Source organism: Bacteroidota bacterium, assembly GCA_016722565.1.
Taxonomy (GTDB): Bacteria; Bacteroidota; Bacteroidia; order 2-12-FULL-35-15; family 2-12-FULL-35-15; genus 2-12-FULL-35-15.
Genome location: JADKIU010000001.1, coordinates 1,055,830 through 1,073,509, shown reverse-complemented (window position 1 = coordinate 1,073,509; position 17,680 = coordinate 1,055,830). Strand labels below are relative to the sequence as shown.

The window sequence follows — 17,680 nt, the reverse complement described above, 5'->3', positions numbered from 1 at the left end:
ATCTTATTTTTATTGTGATATTTTAATATTTAAACTGAAAAATGAGAATTTATCATCTACCGGTGAAAAGTTGAAATTTAATTTCTCTCCTGTTTTACGGGCGATGTCAATCATTCCTAATCCACCTCCGCCTTTTAAGGACATTTCACCATTATTTAAAACGGATTTATAGTATTCTTTTAATTCTTCTTTTGATAATAAGTTAATGTCTTCCAAACGTTTTTTCAACCCTTCAACATTTTCTTTTTTAATATAATTTCCTGTAACAATGTTGTATTGGTTATCAATTTTACCAATCATAAAAATAGCAGAACGGATCACATCATTTTGTTCCGGAGCTACTTCATCCATGTGATGATATAAATTTTGCAAACACTCAACTAATACATTGTAAACTTTCTTTTTAATCTTTGGTTCTTCTTGCAAATTATCCAATTTGGATTCCATAATTTGCAAAATGGAGGTCAGTAATTCAGAAGTGATATCACCTTTAAAAGAGAGCATAATATTGTTACGCTCCATTTTATCATAAAAATCGTAAATATCTAACATCATAAAACGCTAAGTTAAATCGATAAAGCTGATATAAATTCTGATTTGTTTAGTTAATTAAGCAAATATATAAATAAGTTTAATTAATCAAACAGTAAATACTATTTTTTTACTCCTTATTAATTTAACCCGAGTACAAGATTCTAAAGCCTCAACAAGCAAGACTTACACATTGTTCATCAATTCAACGTAAAAGCAAACGTATTTCCGTTGATTGTAAGTGTTGCCTGATCATCACAAACACCCGCTGCGCCATAATCTACAGTACGTGTGGCTTTTCCTTCCGGAGTTAACTCAATTTTCCCGGATTGAATCCATGTACAAGACATGCTCTTCACCACCGGTGAGATCACATTCACAGTGTAGCTTTTACCTTCACGTGTTTTTCCTACAGCATTTCCGGTGAATTGGAATACATCATTCGTTAAGATGGTATCACCTACTCCGGCTGTTTGCGTTAATGTTCTGTTGCAAGACCACTCTAGGTTCCAGCTTGGTGCGATGCACTTCCCGCCAATAATTTTATTTGTAAACGAAGCCAAAGAGTTACGTTTAATCATGATACTATCGCAGGCATATTGTACAAAATTTGCCGCACCTGACGCTTTTACGTAGTAATTTACCAATTTAACAACAACACTACATCCTGTTGAATCCCAAGAACGATCGTAGGTTGCTTGAATTTGTCCTTTACGTGTTTTACCATCCAACGGATCAACCAATCCAACCGTTCCATAATCCAAAGTCATTGTAATTGGAAAACCATCTAAGGTATCAGTAGGATTAATAATAATAGCAGGTTCACCTGCCACCATTACTGATTTTACACCCTGTTCCTTAATTGCATACCCATTGATAATCCCCATTCTTCCGGTGAATTCACCTTCACAAACGCTATTGTCTGTTGCTGATTGAGTTTCAGTATCTTGTTCTTCTTTTTTACAAGAATTAAATGTTAATGCCAATGAAGCAGCAACAAATAAAAGTGATGAATAAAGTATACGTTTCATAGTATATAGTTTTATTGTGTTTATGCCAATTTTATCCTAGCATCAAATATAAGAATATTTCGCAATTTATCAAAAATACGAAAAAAAATGCCTTTTATCGATTAAAAGCGCAATCCTATCACCAAAATATCATCAATTTGCTGGTAACTACCTCTCCAATTCTCAAAGGTTTTGTCCAATGTCTGACATTGCTCTTCCATGCTTTGCGACTGCATTGCCAGCAACAGCTCATTGAATCGTTTCACCATAAATTTCTTACCCTTTTCCCCACCAAATTGATCGGCATACCCGTCCGAAGCCATGTAAAACGTATCGCCTTTATTGATTTTCACGGTATGTGCCGTGAATTTGCGCTCTGCATCCAGCTGTGATCCGCCAATCGGGTTTTTGTCGGCCTCAATTTTTTCAAATTTAGCCCCATTCACAATAAACAACGGACGATACGCTCCCGCATATTGCAACTCATTGGTTTTTAAATCTATACAACAAATCGCCACATCCATTCCATCACTCGTATCCACCACATTCGTTCCTTGTTTTAAAGCCGCCTGAACCCCTCTGTGCAATGCATTTAAAATTTCATCGGGCTGTGTAATCCCATTTTCACTGATGATTTGGTTTAACAAATTATGCCCAATCATACTCATAAATGCTCCCGGCACACCGTGACCCGTGCAATCTACCGCTGCAATAATTGTTTTGCCATTCTTCACACCAAACCAATAAAAATCCCCGCTAACAATGTCTTTTGGTTTATACAAAATAAACGACTCAGGGAAATGCTTGAAAATTTGCTCCAACGGAGGCAAAATGGCTAACTGGATGCGTTTCGCATATTGAATACTGCTGGTAATATCCTTGTTCTTTTGCGCCAATTCCTGTGTACGCTCTTCCACCTTTTCTTCCAGAATTTTATTCTCCCGCTTAATCGCACTGGTTCGGTATTTTAAGAAACCCCAGAAACCACCAACCACCAGAAAGATGCACAAGGCATAAAACAATTTCGTTTTCCAAAACGGAGGATTGATGCGAATGTGCAATGTTAGTCCTTCGTTATTCCAAGTCCCATCATTATTTGCTCCGCGCACTCTTAGGATATAATCACCTCCACTCAACTCGGTATAGGTTGCATAACGCTGGGTGCTGGGTGGCGACCAATCTTCATCAACGCCTTCCAACATATAGGAATATTTATTTTTTCCCGGCATTTGATAATCCAAGGCTACAAAATCAAACGAAAAGAAATTTTGTTTGTACGTTAATTCCAAATAGCGTTTATCATAAATCAATGTATCCATCAATACTTCCGTACCAAAACGTTTGTAGGAAATAATGTGCACCGGTGGAACATTTGGATTGTCCTGAATTTTATCGGGGAAAAATGCATTGAATCCATTTACTCCTCCTAAAAATATTTCTCCTTTTTTACTTTGGTGGTAAGCACCTTGGTTAAACTCTAAGCCTTGTAAACCATCGTTCACATCGTAGTTTCGAAAGGCTGCACCATTTTCATTCTTTGTCAACGGATTAAATTTAGAGACACCTTTATTGGTGCTCATCCAAAAATTACCTTTACCATCCGGAAGGATGCAATAAATAAAATCATTCGGCAATCCATCCTTTTCAAAAAACGATTCAAACTTTCCGGTGGTACCGTTCAGTTTGTTTAATCCGTTGGATGTACCAAACCACATGTTTCCTTGCGCATCTTCAAAAGAGCAGTTCACCGAATTGGAGCTGATACTGTTTGCTTTTTCATCACGACTAAACACTCTAAATACATTTGTTTCCGCATTATAGCGAATCACACCGCCACCATCGGTCGCAATCCAAATATTTTTTTTACGGTCCTGATAGATATTGTATATATTATCAATGCTCAATCCATTTTCGCTGTTGTAATTGGTAAACTTGTTTGTTTTTTTATTATACACAAACACCCCGGCTCCATATGTTCCCACCCATACATTTCCATCTACATCTTGAAAAATAGAAACAATGGTTGCTGCACTTACATTTTTAAATTCGGCATAATGGGTGGCCTTCTTTGTTTTTTTATCATATGAATTTAATCCTCCGCCCCAAGTTCCCACCCAAATGATGCCATCACGATCTTCGTACAACGACAAGATGGAATTATTGGACGCAGTTGATAATTCAGAATAATGGGTATAGATTTCTGTTTCACGATCAATGCTGGTTAGTCCACCTCTGCGCGTTCCAACCCAAAGCAAACCGTCTTTGTCTTCTAACAAAGAAAGCACTTCACTGCTCTTTAAACTATTTTCTGAGTCGTCCGTTTTTTTATAAAACTTAAACTTGCTGGATGCTCTAAAATGTGCATTAACACCACCACCTTCGGTACCAATCCAAACAGATCCAACCTTATCGTGATAAATGCATTTTATTTGATTGCTAGTGATGCCGGCAGGATTTTTTTCATCGTAAGAAATGCGTTTGAATCGACCAGTTTTTTTGTTGTATAAATTAATTCCATTCCCATAAGTGGCAATCCAAAGCATGCCATTTGCATCTTCATTGATGCTCATGATTTGATCGTTGCTCAATGAATTGAGGTCCGATTCTTTGTTGCGAATATTTTTTATGAACTTGCCGGATTGCGGATCAAAAATCTGGATTCCTTCACCAAACGTTCCTATCCAAAACATTCCGTCTTTGTCTTCATGAATGGTACGCACCAATGCAATACTTTCGTATAACAGTTTCCCTTGATCATTAAACTGATTAAAACTTTCGAACTTCCCTGTACGTTTATCAAACGAATTTAATCCACCACCGTAGGTTCCTATCCACAATTTCCCGTCAGTGCCTTCTTTTAAGCTCCAAGCATTGTTGTTTGAAATGGTGTTTCTGTTTTTATTGTCATTCAGATAACGGGTAAACTTTCTTGTTTTTTGATTGAACGAATTCAATCCGTCATCCGTTCCAATCCAAAGTAATCCTTCGCTATCTTCCAAAATAGCTTTCACATTGTTATTGCTCAAACTATTTTTGTTGCCTTGCGCACCGATATGATGTGTAAACTTCCCTGTACTTAAATTATAGGAATCAAAACCACCGCCATTCGTGCCAATAATCAATTCACCACTTTTGGTTTCATAAAGTGCATTGATAAAATTATTAGAAAGTGAGTTGGAGTCGAGTTGATTATTCTTAAAAACGGTGATGTTGTAGCCATCGTATTTATTTAATCCGTCTTGTGTACCAAACCACATAAACCCACGACTATCCTGCAATACACAATTCACCACCCCCATGGATAAACCTTGTTCGGAAGTAATATGACTGAATTTAAATTCTTGAGAACGGACAGAATTGATAACACCAAAAAAAAGTGCTACAACGAATAAGAAATGGATATATCTTGAGTAGATTTTATTCAAAACCGTTTATTTGAAAGTAAAGATATAAAATTTTAACTAGGTGACTAGGTAACTATATGACTAAGTGACTAGGTGATTTAATCACAATATCAAATCCGTATCCCAATCACCAGAATGTCATCCACTTGTTCCAAATCGCCTTTCCAGAGTTCATGATGATAATTGAGAATGTGTTTTTGTTCTTCCATTGTATTGTCTTGCATCTCAATCAACAGTTCCTGAAACTTTTTATACTTGAATTTTTTTCCATTCGGGCCACCAAACTGATCGGCATATCCATCTGTAAACAAATAAACCGAATCGCCTTTTTCCAATTTGATGATGTGATTGGTAAATACTTTTACTTCGGCATCGTCTGTATCTGCTCCAATCGCGAGTTTATCGGGCTTTACTTCAATAAATTGTTTTTGACGAACGATGTACAAGGGATTGTTTGCTCCGGCATATTGCAATTCCATTTTTTCAAAATTGATCGCACACAAGGCCATGTCCATTCCATCCTTAATGGAATTCAACGTTTTAGTAATTTCCTTATTTAAAAAACCCAATGCATCAGCAGGGGTATTTACCGCGGCTGCGGTAGTTGTTTGATTCAAAATGGTGCTCCCGATAATACTCATCAATGCGCCAGGCACACCATGCCCGGTGCAATCAACAGCTGCCATCACAACAATGTTTTCCTGCGGTCCATTTTTCGGAGTGGTTTTTACAGCAGCATGCCAATAAAAATCACCACTCACAATGTCTTTAGGCTTAAACAAAATAAAATAATCTTTTAAAACGGTATTGATTTTTTCAGCAGCCGGTAAAATCGCATGCTGAATGCGTTGCGCATAATTGATACTATCCCGAATGTCTTTGTTTTTCTCCTCAATAATTTCGTTCTTAATCTCCAGTTGGTTATTGGATTCAGCCAATGCCAAACGGGCGATGATTTCTTTTTTGGTCAGGTTGGTCCGAGCATTTATCAATAAGATAGTGAACAAGGCAACAGACAAGGTAAGCATCCCACCATTAATCAATACATCACCAATTGCCAAATGTCCGAATATCCAAAAGCAAACGATATTGGCCACCAGTGAAATTACCACCACCATAATTGAATAGATGGGTCGCCACAACACAAACATTCCGGCACCAATAAACAAGGCGATGTAAGCGAACGTATGTTTTTGTAATTCATCCACATTCATGACACTGAACATGTATGCATTTTGAATGGAGATACCAATAAAAGGAATGAAGGCAACGTATTCAGGATGGTTCTTCAATTTATTTTTGGAGAGAACAACAACAAGTGTGACGAATGAAACGGCCAAACGAAAAATAAGAAAATCGATGAAATGAAACGGACTATTAAAATAATCACCAATTGCCCAAATAGGGTTTAAACCAACAGCAACCCAAGCAATAAGCAAGTGGTATTTTAAAGCTGCCGCTTTCAACTCGGTTTGCCAATCAACGGGAGTAATTTGATTGATTTTTGCCATAGTAGTTTTTAGTCTTGTCAAATTTAATCAATTGCCATCAATAATTTCTATTTTTGCAGAAATAATATCAGATGTCGGAAGATAAACATACGGAATGGTTTGAAAGTTGGTTTGACTCACCTTATTACCATGTGCTTTATAAAAACAGGGATTTTTCTGAAGCGGAATTATTTATCGACAAACTAATTCAACTGATTGAACCAGCCAAGGCAAGCCGTGTATTAGATTTAGCTTGTGGCAAAGGTCGTCACTCCATCTACTTAAACAAAAAAGGCTTTGATGTCACCGGCATCGACCTTTCCGAAAAAAGCATTGCCTGTGCAAAAACGGCAGAAAATGAAACACTTCATTTCTACATGCATGATATGCGAAAGCTGTTTCGTACCAACTATTTTGATGTGGTACTCAACTTATTTACCAGCTTCGGTTACTTTGAGCAAGAGCGGGATGATTTGGCAACGATAAATGCTGTTTACAAATCACTGAAGCCAAACGGGATTGTGGTTTTGGATTTCATGAATTCAAAAAAAGTCATTCAAAATCTATCCGATCGTGAAACCAAAACAATTGATGGCATTGATTTTAAAATCAGCAAAACGTTCGTCAATCATTTTATTATTAAGAAAATTGAATTTTCGGATAAGGGAAAAAATTATTCGTTTGAAGAACGTGTGAAAGCATTAACATTGGCCGATTTTGAGAAATACTTTGAGGCAAATAAACTTAAAATAGTACATTTGCGGGGCGATTACGAGCTGAGCGAATTTAATGAAAGCAATTCTGAGCGTTTAATTATTGTCGCGAAGAAAGATTAAGAAATGGAACGTCATTGCAAAGGATTAAAAGATTAACCATATGAATTATTTAATGTACATCATTCTTTTTTTATCTGTTATCATTAGCGGGATAAGTGTGCTGTTCATCAACATCAGTAGCAAGAATTTAAAACTCTTGCTTTCATTCAGTGGCGCTTTTCTCTTCGCCATCAGCGTTTTACATCTCATTCCTGAAATATATTCATCCGGCACCGAAAATGTTGGAATTTACATTCTCATTGGTTTTTTTGCGCAGATATTGCTTGAGTTTTTTTCGGAAGGAATCGAACATGGGCATATTCATGTTCACAAGCATGATCATCATCACAATGCATTTCCATTTGCAATGATGATTGGTCTTTCCATCCATTCATTTTTGGAAGGTATGCCTTTAGCCGCTACAGGAACCGACTCTCACAATTCGTTGTTAATCGGAATTGTGATGCACAACATCCCCATTGCTATTGCATTAATGACCATGTTATTGGCATCCCATATCAGTAAAAGAAATGCCGTGCTATGGCTGATTATATTTGCCTTGGTAACACCTCTGGGAACGTTTATCAGCTATGCCATCGGACAAAATATGCTATTGGATTTATCCATTTACTTTGATAAAATAATGGCAGTAGTGGTGGGTATTTTCTTGCACATCTCCACCACCATTCTATTCGAATCCAGCGAAAACCATCGCTTCAACCTGATTAAGTTTGTAATGATTTTGTTGGGTGCCGGCACTGCGATTGTGCTAATGTAAACCTCATCCGTCCCGCAAAAAAGCGTGACACCTTCTCCAACTGGAGAAGGATTTGCTTCGCAATAAAATTTCCAATTAAATTTATACGATCTGCTTCACAACTTTTGACGACTGCTGTAAGGGTTAGCAGTTACATAGTATAACATTCCCCTCTCCTTCGGAGAGGGGTGAGGGGTGAGGTATTATTTCAATCCAGCCAATACTTCTTTTATCTTCACGAAGTTTGGGATTTCAGCTGCATTTTCAAGAATTTCGGTATAGCGAACAACTCCGTCTTTATCGATTACAAATGCTGAACGCTTGGAAACGCCATTCATTCCTAAAAATGTTTCATACAAACAACCATAAGCGGTTGAAACACCTTTATTAAAATCCGATAACAACGGGAAATTTAGTTTTTGTTCCTCTTTGAATTTCGCTAATACAAATCGGGTATCAATGGAAATGCCAAGCACCTGCGCATTTGTATTGTTATAACTTGCAATATCATCGCGTGTTGCGCACAATTCTGCCGTACATGTTCCAGTAAAAGCAAATGGAAAAAATAATAATAAAACATTTTTACCTTTAAATTGCTCTAACGAAACCTCATTTTTATCACTATCCAATAAGGTGAATGCGGGTGCTTTTTGTCCTACTTCTATTTTCATAATTTATTGTTTTAAGGATGAACAATAAAGATAGTAAATTGTTTATGGTTTAAATCACATTTGAAGCATCAATTTTCGTAAATTTGTGCCGAAAATTTTGTTAAACCTTAAAAAAATATAATAATATGGCATTAGTAGGAAAAAAAGCCCCAGCATTTAAAGCACAAGCAGTAATAAACGGAGGAGAGATTGTTGCTGACTTCTCATTAGAACAATATATTGGTAAGAAACATGTACTTTTCTTTTTCTATCCAAAAGATTTCACTTTTGTTTGTCCAACCGAATTGCATGCATTTCAAGAAAAAATTGCTGAATTTGAAGCACGCAACGTAGCCGTTGTTGCTTGTTCAACAGACACAGAACAATCACATTGGGGATGGTTACAAGTTCCAAAAGCACAAGGTGGGATTCAAGGTGTGAAATATCCAATTGTTGCGGATACAACAAAAACAATTTCAATGAATTTTGATGTTTTGTTTGGAGAATATGAAATTGATGAAAACAATGCATTGGTTGCAAACGGACCGATGATTGCATTCCGTGGTTTGTATTTAATTGACAAAAATGGAATTGTTCGTCACCAATTAATTAACGACCTTTCTTTAGGACGCAACGTAGATGAAGCTATCCGTATGGTAGACGCATTACAGTTTAACGAAGAAAACGGAGAAGTTTGTCCGGCTAACTGGCACAAAGGTGATACCGCTATGAAAGCAACTCACGATGGTGTTGCAAACTACTTAGCAAAAAATTAATTGTTAACATTTTTTAATAAGAATGGAAACGTCCTCCTGCAATTGGGGGACGTTTTTAATTTATATTTGTTCCATACTTAAATTCTCCCATTATGAATAAAAATATTTCCCTTGTATTAAATGTTGTTTTAGCCGTTGCAGTAGTTATTCTGTATTATTTACATTTTTCATCGTCACCGGCTTCTGATGATGTTGCAACCCATATCGACACCACAGCTGCTGCAAAACCAATTGTTTTGACGCCCAAAGAAATTAAGGAATCGAAAATGGTATATGTGAATTTAGATGTATTAAATGAACAATACGATTACATCAAAGAAGTGAATGCCGCTGCGAAAAGAGAATTATCCTCTTTAGAAAGTCAATACCAAAAGAAGGGACAAAAACTACAAGAAGACTATATGTTGTTTCAACAGCAAGCGCAAGGCGGACAATTATCCGACAATCAAATAGCAGCAAAAGAGCAGGAACTTACCAAACGTAAGGAAGAATTGGATCAATTGGAATTGAGATCACAACAAATGATGGATGAAATGCAACAGCGTTCGGAAGAAATGAACATCTCTATCAAAGAATATTTGAAAGAATACAACAAAAACAGCAACTACAATTTTGTAATGGCTTACAGCGCTGGTCCACTTAGTCCGGTTTTAATTGCAAACGACAGTCTTGACATTACCAAAGAAATCCTTGACGGATTGAATGCACAATACAAGGCAAGCAAAGGAGCTAAAAAATAAGAACACAATCGATTTTAAGAAAATGGAAACATCAGAAAGCACAGGAACGTTGATTCACAAAATCAAATACGTAGAAATTTTTCACGATACTTTTAAAATCGGCAACAGATATACACCTACTGCTGAAGTAGGAGAAAATGAATACATGTTACGTTACAATCTCATCAAAGAGGAAAACGAAGAATACCTGGAAGCTTGTAAAAATGGCGATTTGGTGGAGATTGCTGATGCATTGGGTGATCAGTTATACATTTTATTCGGAACCATTTTACGTCATGGATTACAACACAAAATCGAAGAAGTGTTTGATGAAATTCAACGCAGCAATATGAGTAAGTTGGATGAAAACGGACAACCGATTTTCAGAGAAGATGGAAAAATATTAAAGAGCAACTTGTATTTTAAACCGAATATTAAAACGATTTTAGAGAAGTAGTTTTAAGCAAACACTTTATAAATCATGATAACTCCGGAAATCATTAAGATGATGCCGGCAATAATGCTAATAATTCGCAATACCTTTTCACTCAAAAAACGACTAATTTTATTTGCTGAATAAGCCTTTAACACATCCGTAAGAAATACAGTGGTTAAGGAAACAAGAAAGAACAGTAAAATGTGAATGAAGGTATAGTCTTTATTTGAACTCACAGTTACCACACAAGCCATCCACAAGCCAATCACCACCGGATTCAGCAAGTTTAGAAAAAAGCCTTTAGTAACATAAATGGGCATGCTCACCGCTTTCACTTCCACATTTCCACTTTCTACTTTTTTTCGCTGAAACACACTAAAAAAGCCAAACATCACCAGCACAGTTCCACCAATCAATCCAACATAAATTTTATTTTGTGGGCTATCTAAAAACTGAGCAACACCAAAATAAGCCAAAAACACACAAAGAATATCACTTAAAAAAATACCAAATGCCAGCCAAAATGCCGGTCGGAAACCGCGTTTGGTACTGGTTTGTATCAATGCAAAAAAGGATGGCCCCAGCGACAATGCAAGCGCTAGTCCGAGTGTTAATCCCGAAAAAATGGCCTTAAAAATCATTCCTTATTTCTTATCTTTAAATATGATTCCCAATCCAACTGTTGGTTCTTTTTTAATACACGCGGAAATTTATTTGACGAACCCAACTTACCTTTCGTTTTCATATAATCGTAAAACACACTGCTAGGAAACACGTCCACAATAACATCTTTTAAAGCGGCAATTCTTTCAACTTTATAATCGTCATTCAACTCTTTTAGTGTTTCATCAATTCGATTGCGCAATACTTTTGCGTCAACAGCATCATCTGTACCAATAAACCAATGGTGTGCAAACATGGTATCATAATTAATTCCGGCAACAGTAAATTCTTTGATGTCGATGTTTAATTCAGCAGACACCAATTCAATCGCACGGTTCATATTGTCTTGTGAAAGATGCTCGCCACACAAACTCAAAAAATGTTTGGTACGACCGGTAATAATGATTTCATCTTTTTCAAGAGAAGTAAATTTCACCACATCCCCAATCAAATATCGCCACGCACCGGAACAAGTCGTAATCAAAAGCGCATACTCCACTCCTTCTTTCACTTGATCAATGTGCAATGTCTCCGGATTTTCCACAATATTGCTGTCCTCATCAAAATTCTTTTCATTAAAAGGAACAAACTCATAGAACAACCCATTATCCAACATCATCTTCATCGATTCCGATTCTTGTCGTGTTTGAAAAGCGATATACCCTTCAGAAGCCAAATAGGTATCCATGTAGACAATCGGACGAGCCAATAACTTTTCAAAACCTTTTTTGTAGGGAGCGAAGGAAACACCACCGTGGATGTATACATTTAAATTGGGCCAAACATCGTGAATGGTTTCCACATTGTAATCGGCAATAATTTTTTCAAACAAAATCTGAATCCAAGCAGGAACACCGCAAACAATGCCGATGTCCCAGTCTTTTGCATTCTTTGCAATCTCTTCTAATTTCGATTCCCAATTGCGTTCACGTGCAATGCGTTTACCGGGTTTATTGTACCCTTGCACATAAAAAGGAATGGTGCTGGTAGTAATACCGCTCAAATCTCCTTCATAATAGATACCATTGTATTTCAAATCGGTGCTGCCACCCACCATCAAAACACCACGTTCAAAATGTTCCTTTGGTAAACCTAGATGCACTTGCGAAATCATTTGTCGAAGGCTTACCTTTTGAATCACTTTCAGCATATCCGTAGTAACAGGAATATATTTGCTGGAGGATTCAGAAGTGCCGGAGCTAAGGGCAAAATATTTTATTTTGTTCGGCCAACAGACGTTGGGCTCACCTTCCTTAGCACGATACCACCAATTCTTGAACATGGAGTTATAGTCGTGTGTTTTAACGGTATTTTGAAAGGCCGTAATCACATCATCCGCTCCTAATATTTTCGAGAAATTATAATGTTCACCAAAAGCAGTAAACTCTGCTTTTGCGAGTAATTTTTTTAAGACCTTCGTTTGTTGCTTATACCCGTCCTTTTTTCGGATTTTGGGTAAGCGTTCTCTAATTTCAAACGACCGCTTTATGACCGACCCTATGATTGCCATCCTCTGAAATAATTTTAATAAATTTTCACTAAAATAGTAATTTAAAACAAAATTTCATCATTTTTAGGAGGTAATATCAATCATATTTAAACAAAGATGCTAATCAGGCAAACGGCAATCATTTTCCTTCTTCTTTCGGCAAATATTGTTATTGCGCAAGATTGTATCCTAAAAAATGCACATGCGCATAATGATTATAAACACCAGCATCCCTTGTCGGATGCATTGCGACATAAATTTGCAAGCATTGAAGCGGATATTTTTTTAGTCGACAATGAATTAATTGTTTCACATACCCGTCCTATTTTTAAAAAGCATAAAACCTTAGAAAGCCTTTACTTAAAACCATTACTGGATAGTTGTCAGAAAAACAATGGGCATGTTTATAAAAATTGTACCGAATCGATTCTTCTGCTCATCGATGTAAAAACCGATGGATATAAAACACACCTTGCATTAAAAAAATATTTAGAAAAATACAAATCCATTTTAAGCACGTTTAAAAATGGAAAAATCAGCTTAAATGCTGTTACTGTTGTGATAACCGGACATGTACCCTATTTTTCAGTTCAGAAAGATACTTCCAGAAATTATTTTATCGATTTGAGTTTAATGAATTTAGAAAGCACATTAGATTCCACACAATGTTTCATGGTGAGTACAAAATATTCGAATGTATTGAGTTGGAAAGGAAAAGGAGAAATTCCGAAAGCAGAAAAGGAAAAATTGACAGCGCTTGTAAATCAAGCGCACCAGCAAGGAAAACTGGTTCGATTATGGGCTTCACCCGAAAATAAAAATGTTTGGAACGAATTACTGAATTGTGGCGTGGACTTAATCAATACAGACGAACTGGAAGAACTAAATTCTTTTTTAATGGGAATTAAAAAGTAATTACAACACCTTCTACAATCTTGTTGCGGAGTGCCTCAATCTTAGTCCGAAGTGTAATTAGCTGCTTTTCATTCATCGTAACATCGGAAGTAATGTTATTGTATTCAGAAGTGATTCCATTCAACTCTTCGATAACTTCTGAAACATAAGCATCCCTTTTATACTCATCTAACAACTTTATTACAATCTTCAAGCTTTGCTTTTGCTCATATATAACTTTGTACAAAGAAGCATTATCCTTTGTTTTAGGAGCATCAATAAACGTTTTAGTAGAAATATACAAACCCTCCAACCAGCTTCCGGTAGCAACCAAAGCAGCCATTCCAACACGCTCATCATTCTTTAAGGATTTATCAACCTGATTGTACGAATCGTAAACGACTTTTGTGAGAGAATCTTTATTGTCCTTGAATTTAGAATATTTATCCATCATGGTCTGATCAAAAGCATAAGGAATATTTAATTCATCGGCCAAACGTTTTATTGTTTTCACATATGCCCCAATCGACTGAAAGTCCTCATAAGTAACAGCATACGCCAAATCTGCACCATAGATACCTAAATTCATTGCTTTGGAATTATACAAATTACAATTCTCAATATTTTCAATATCGTTCATGGCCTTTTTATTAAAAGGGACATTCTTAGAATATAAATTATCCAGTATTTCAAACGGAAATGGAATATCACTGATCACCATTTCGTAATTAGGCGCTACAACAGAAGGAGATATTGTTTGTTTTAAAGCAATAGAATCGTTAGAGTTGGTTATTCCTTCCGGAATATTTGAATCGTTGCCACAAGAAATAAGCAATGATAGAACAGGTAATAAGAATAAATACAAGGAAGTTTTATTATTCATGTAGACAATTTAACGGTTTTCTCTTACGAGAAAAGATTTATAAAGTTCCAAAAATGGACAACATAAAAAGGGCTTGCGCCCTTTCATTATTTTTTATTGTATTTGAAATCGTGATTATTTTTGATTGATTTCAAGGATTCAAAAATTAATTTAATTACATTTTCCACATCGTGTTTATGCACACTTTCAACGGTTGTATGCATATAACGCAAAGGCAATGAAATCAATGCAGAAGGAACACCGCCAACAGAATAAGCAAAAGCATCTGTATCTGTTCCTGTGGCTCTAGAAACAGCGGCACGTTGGAAAGGAATTTTCTTTTTCGTTGCTGCATCTAAAATCAATTTCAACAAATTATTTTGTACTGCCGGTCCGTAAGTTAAAACAGGTCCTTTTCCACAAGCCAAATCTCCACTGGATATTTTATTCATCATTGGTGATTGGGTATCATGACAAACATCTGTAATGATGGCCACATTCGGTTTAATGGTATGAGTAATCATTTCCGCACCACGTAATCCGACTTCTTCCTGCACTGAATTTGTAAAATACAATCCGAAAGGTAATTTCGTTTTACTTTCTTTCAACAAACGAGCAACTTCTGCAATCATAAAACCGCCTACTCGGTTATCCAAAGCACGACCAACATAATACGTATCGTTTAGAACCATAAACTCATCTTCATAGGTCACCACACAACCAACATGCACACCCAAAGCTTCCACTTCTTTTTTTGTAGCACATCCACAGTCCAAGAAAATATTTTTTAAGGAAGGAGCTTCTTCACGGGCTGCGTCACGCACATGAATAGCCGGCCAACCGAAAACTGCTTTCACAATTCCTTTATCTGTATGAATATTCACACGTTTAGAAGGAGCAATCATATGGTCGCTGCCACCATTTCTTCTTAGATAGATAAAACCATCATTTGTTATATAATGTACAAACCAAGATATTTCATCGGCATGTGCTTCAATCACCACTCTGAATGTTGCTTTTGGATTAATCACAGCAACGGCTGTTCCATAATTATCGGTAAAATAATCATCGGTATATGGCTTGATATAATCTAACCACAATTTTTGTCCTTCACTTTCAAAACCAGTCGGTGAAGCATTATTTAAATATGCTTTTAAAAAATCTAGCGACTTTGTATTTAAAATCGATTTGGATGCTTTTGATTTAGGAGATGTTTTTTTTGCCATTTTATTTTGTTTATTTTCTCTGTAAGTATCTTGCCGTTAATGTGAGTTCTGCACTGTAGCAGAAACGTACATGTATTCTATTTTTTCGCCACCCAATTATTCACCATTTCTTCCAACACATCCATCGGAACAGGACCGGATGTTAAAACGACATCGTGAAATTCACGAATGTCAAACTTATTTCCTAATTTTTTCTTGGCATTTTCACGCAATTCTAAAATTTTGTTCATCCCAATCTTATATCCTGTCGCCTGAGAAGGCCATACAATATAGCGTTCAATCTCTTTTTTATTATCTCCTTCTGGATTCGGGGTGTTTTCTTTAAAATAGGCCAATGCTTGCTCACGCGACCATTTTTTACGGTGAATTCCGGTATCAACTACCAAACGAGCTGCACGAAATAGCTCCATCGCCAATCGTCCGAAATCCGAATATGGATCTTGGTAAAAGCCGATTTCTTTCGGAACTAATTCTGAATACAATGCCCACCCTTCGATGTAAGCGGTGTTTCCACCATGCATCCTAAATTTCGGAATTCCTTTTAGTTCTTGTGCAATTGCAATTTGCATGTGATGCCCTGGAATTCCTTCATGATAAGCCAATGCTTCCATTTGATAAATTGCTTGGTCGGCCATGTTGTACAAATTGATATAATACCTGCCAGGGCGTGAACCATCTATTGCCGGATCTTCGTAGAACGCGCCACCAGCTGATTTTTCACGAAACGCTTCTACAGGTTTAACTACAATATCTGCTTTCGGTTTTGTCTTAAATAGTTTGTCCAACTCCAATTTCATATCATCAATAATTTTCACCGCTTTTACGCGATATGCTTCTTTTCCTGCAGCATCATTCGCATAATAAAACTGTTTATCCTCGCGCATAAAATCAAAAAAGGCTTGCAAATTATTGCTTTTAAAATTCACCTTTTTCATAATCACTTTCATTTCCTCGTGAATTCGAGCTACCTCTTTTAAACCGATTTCATGTATTTCATCGGCAGTTAAATTGGTGGTGGTGGTTTGCTTCAATGCAAAATCATAATACGCATCTCCACTAGGAACCTTCCAGATACCATCATCTGTAGTCGACTTTTTCTCTAATTCTACCCAATAAGCAACCAATTTTTCATAAGCCGGTTTTACAGACGACCTTAGCGCTTCCGTACATTTTTCGATTAAGGCTAACTTCTCTTCACCTTTACAATCCAAGGCATTCACCTTATTCATAAAATCTTCCAACAATGGATTCACCGTTCCTGCTTTATCATAAGGCTGACCGGTCGTCATGTTTTTGCAATCATTTAATACATAAGGAAAAACAAATTTGGGAGGAATAATACTTTTTGCTTCTCGCAACTTTAAATTTTCAATCAATTGATCAAACAATCGACTCATTCCATTTAAACGGGAAATGTATGCTTCTGCGTCTGCAGTAGACGTGACAGCATGCACATTAATTAAAAAAGTAGGAACATCTGCATGCAAGCCTCCCATCTGGGTTACGGGATAATCATACAAATGCCATTGATAATTTTCTACCGCATCTTTACAAGCTTTTTCAAACAAGCGATAACTGATTTGAGTTTGCTCATCCAGTGCTTCTAGTTTAAAATTTGCATGCAGCGAATCCAAATTGGATTTCGTAATCTCTAATTCGCTAGCAACATTACTTTCACTAATATCCGGCCATTTATCATAATCCTTTTTAATGCCAAAAAAAGATTGCTGCATCGGATCACGATCAATTCTTGCATCAAAAACGCGATCAAAAAACGCATTCACTTTCTTACTTTCCAAAGCAATTTCTTCAGATGTATATTCTTTCTTATCTGCCGGATCTTGCTGAACAGGATTGCACGCAAGAAGGACGGAGAGGATAATAAGGCTGCTAAAACTAATTTTTTTCATACTACAATGATATTAAATATTACAATCCCTGACGGAATTATTTGACGA

At 36.5% G+C, this 17,680-nt stretch carries 16 protein-coding genes; 6 read left to right on the top strand and 10 right to left on the bottom strand.

All coding sequences use genetic code 11. The features are described 5' to 3' along the window. Window positions 1-9: 9 nt before the first annotated feature. The 4 genes from IPP64_04410 to IPP64_04395 all read right to left on the bottom strand — a co-directional run bounded on the left by IPP64_04410 (window position 10) and on the right by IPP64_04395 (window position 6,456). Complete coding sequence (locus IPP64_04410; GenBank protein MBL0328658.1) at window positions 10-555, bottom strand: hypothetical protein; 546 nt, start codon at window positions 553-555, stop codon at window positions 10-12. 176 nt (window positions 556-731) lie between these two features. Beyond that, entirely contained in the window at window positions 732-1,562 is an 831-nt protein-coding gene (locus tag IPP64_04405; GenBank protein ID MBL0328657.1) for a hypothetical protein, read from the bottom strand. Window positions 1,563-1,663: 101 nt separating this feature from the next. Further along, complete coding sequence (locus IPP64_04400; GenBank protein MBL0328656.1) at window positions 1,664-4,966, bottom strand: SpoIIE family protein phosphatase; 3,303 nt, start codon at window positions 4,964-4,966, stop codon at window positions 1,664-1,666. An 89-nt stretch (window positions 4,967-5,055) separates the two neighbouring features. Then, entirely contained in the window at window positions 5,056-6,456 is a 1,401-nt protein-coding gene (locus tag IPP64_04395; protein MBL0328655.1) for a SpoIIE family protein phosphatase, read from the bottom strand. Between the two features lie 71 nt (window positions 6,457-6,527). On the opposite strand from IPP64_04395, the gene IPP64_04390 reads away from it, so the two are divergent. Both IPP64_04390 and IPP64_04385 read left to right on the top strand, forming a co-directional pair. Further along, a complete protein-coding gene (locus IPP64_04390; GenBank protein ID MBL0328654.1) occupies window positions 6,528-7,271 on the top strand; it encodes a methyltransferase domain-containing protein in 744 nt (247 codons plus the stop codon). 40 nt (window positions 7,272-7,311) lie between these two features. Continuing rightward, window positions 7,312-8,028 carry a ZIP family metal transporter gene (locus tag IPP64_04385; GenBank protein ID MBL0328653.1) on the top strand — a complete coding sequence of 239 codons (717 nt, stop codon included), beginning with the start codon at window positions 7,312-7,314 and terminating at the stop codon, window positions 8,026-8,028. A 182-nt stretch (window positions 8,029-8,210) separates the two neighbouring features. Here IPP64_04385 and IPP64_04380 read toward each other — a convergent pair whose 3' ends face one another. Then, on the bottom strand, window positions 8,211-8,678 hold the full coding sequence (locus IPP64_04380; protein MBL0328652.1) for a redoxin domain-containing protein: 468 nt from the start codon (window positions 8,676-8,678) through the stop codon (window positions 8,211-8,213). 125 nt (window positions 8,679-8,803) lie between these two features. Here IPP64_04380 and IPP64_04375 point away from each other — a divergent pair, with 125 nt between their 5' ends. The 3 genes from IPP64_04375 (at window position 8,804) to IPP64_04365 (ending at window position 10,609) form a co-directional block, all read left to right on the top strand. After that, the gene (locus tag IPP64_04375) at window positions 8,804-9,433 is read left to right on the top strand and encodes a peroxiredoxin (protein MBL0328651.1); all 630 of its coding nucleotides are present in this window, start codon (window positions 8,804-8,806) and stop codon (window positions 9,431-9,433) included. 92 nt (window positions 9,434-9,525) lie between these two features. Then, the gene (locus IPP64_04370) at window positions 9,526-10,173 is read left to right on the top strand and encodes an OmpH family outer membrane protein (GenBank protein ID MBL0328650.1); all 648 of its coding nucleotides are present in this window, start codon (window positions 9,526-9,528) and stop codon (window positions 10,171-10,173) included. A gap of 49 nt (window positions 10,174-10,222) precedes the next feature. Further along, complete coding sequence (locus tag IPP64_04365; GenBank protein ID MBL0328649.1) at window positions 10,223-10,609, top strand: nucleoside triphosphate pyrophosphohydrolase family protein; 387 nt, start codon at window positions 10,223-10,225, stop codon at window positions 10,607-10,609. A 2-nt stretch (window positions 10,610-10,611) separates the two neighbouring features. Here IPP64_04365 and IPP64_04360 read toward each other — a convergent pair whose 3' ends face one another. Together IPP64_04360 and IPP64_04355 are read right to left on the bottom strand one after the other, a co-directional pair. After that, window positions 10,612-11,229 carry a LysE family transporter gene (locus tag IPP64_04360; GenBank protein MBL0328648.1) on the bottom strand — a complete coding sequence of 206 codons (618 nt, stop codon included), beginning with the start codon at window positions 11,227-11,229 and terminating at the stop codon, window positions 10,612-10,614. Next, window positions 11,226-12,761 (bottom strand): GH3 auxin-responsive promoter family protein, encoded by a 1,536-nt coding sequence (locus tag IPP64_04355; GenBank protein MBL0328647.1) that lies wholly within the window; start codon window positions 12,759-12,761, stop codon window positions 11,226-11,228. Before IPP64_04355 ends, IPP64_04360 begins: the two co-directional genes overlap by 4 nt. 96 nt (window positions 12,762-12,857) lie before the next feature. Between IPP64_04355 and IPP64_04350 the strand changes: the two genes are divergently transcribed. Further along, a complete protein-coding gene (locus tag IPP64_04350; protein MBL0328646.1) occupies window positions 12,858-13,655 on the top strand; it encodes a hypothetical protein in 798 nt (265 codons plus the stop codon). On the opposite strand, the gene IPP64_04345 is transcribed toward IPP64_04350, so the two are convergent. From IPP64_04345 to IPP64_04335, 3 genes are all read right to left on the bottom strand, one after another. Next, on the bottom strand, window positions 13,645-14,517 hold the full coding sequence (locus IPP64_04345) for a hypothetical protein (GenBank protein ID MBL0328645.1): 873 nt from the start codon (window positions 14,515-14,517) through the stop codon (window positions 13,645-13,647). The genes IPP64_04350 and IPP64_04345 overlap by 11 nt on opposite strands. Window positions 14,518-14,603: 86 nt before the next feature. Beyond that, a complete protein-coding gene (locus tag IPP64_04340; GenBank protein MBL0328644.1) occupies window positions 14,604-15,722 on the bottom strand; it encodes a M42 family metallopeptidase in 1,119 nt (372 codons plus the stop codon). Between the two features lie 77 nt (window positions 15,723-15,799). Beyond that, a complete protein-coding gene (locus IPP64_04335) occupies window positions 15,800-17,632 on the bottom strand; it encodes a DUF885 domain-containing protein (GenBank protein MBL0328643.1) in 1,833 nt (610 codons plus the stop codon). Window positions 17,633-17,680 lie beyond the last annotated feature (48 nt).

Excerpts from the sequence above, each read along its gene's own strand:
- IPP64_04410 (MBL0328658.1), bottom strand. The coding sequence starts at position 555 with ATGATGTTAGATATTTACGATTTTTATGATAAAATGGAGCGTAACAAT.
- IPP64_04405 (MBL0328657.1), bottom strand. The coding sequence starts at position 1,562 with ATGAAACGTATACTTTATTCATCACTTTTATTTGTTGCTGCTTCATTG.
- IPP64_04395 (MBL0328655.1), bottom strand. The coding sequence starts at position 6,456 with ATGGCAAAAATCAATCAAATTACTCCCGTTGATTGGCAAACCGAGTTG.
- IPP64_04390 (MBL0328654.1), top strand. The coding sequence starts at position 6,528 with ATGTCGGAAGATAAACATACGGAATGGTTTGAAAGTTGGTTTGACTCA.
- IPP64_04385 (MBL0328653.1), top strand. The coding sequence starts at position 7,312 with ATGAATTATTTAATGTACATCATTCTTTTTTTATCTGTTATCATTAGC.
- IPP64_04380 (MBL0328652.1), bottom strand. The coding sequence starts at position 8,678 with ATGAAAATAGAAGTAGGACAAAAAGCACCCGCATTCACCTTATTGGAT.
- IPP64_04375 (MBL0328651.1), top strand. The coding sequence starts at position 8,804 with ATGGCATTAGTAGGAAAAAAAGCCCCAGCATTTAAAGCACAAGCAGTA.
- IPP64_04370 (MBL0328650.1), top strand. The coding sequence starts at position 9,526 with ATGAATAAAAATATTTCCCTTGTATTAAATGTTGTTTTAGCCGTTGCA.
- IPP64_04360 (MBL0328648.1), bottom strand. The coding sequence starts at position 11,229 with ATGATTTTTAAGGCCATTTTTTCGGGATTAACACTCGGACTAGCGCTT.
- IPP64_04355 (MBL0328647.1), bottom strand. The coding sequence starts at position 12,761 with ATGGCAATCATAGGGTCGGTCATAAAGCGGTCGTTTGAAATTAGAGAA.
- IPP64_04350 (MBL0328646.1), top strand. The coding sequence starts at position 12,858 with ATGCTAATCAGGCAAACGGCAATCATTTTCCTTCTTCTTTCGGCAAAT.
- IPP64_04345 (MBL0328645.1), bottom strand. The coding sequence starts at position 14,517 with ATGAATAATAAAACTTCCTTGTATTTATTCTTATTACCTGTTCTATCA.
- IPP64_04340 (MBL0328644.1), bottom strand. The coding sequence starts at position 15,722 with ATGGCAAAAAAAACATCTCCTAAATCAAAAGCATCCAAATCGATTTTA.
- IPP64_04335 (MBL0328643.1), bottom strand. The coding sequence starts at position 17,632 with ATGAAAAAAATTAGTTTTAGCAGCCTTATTATCCTCTCCGTCCTTCTT.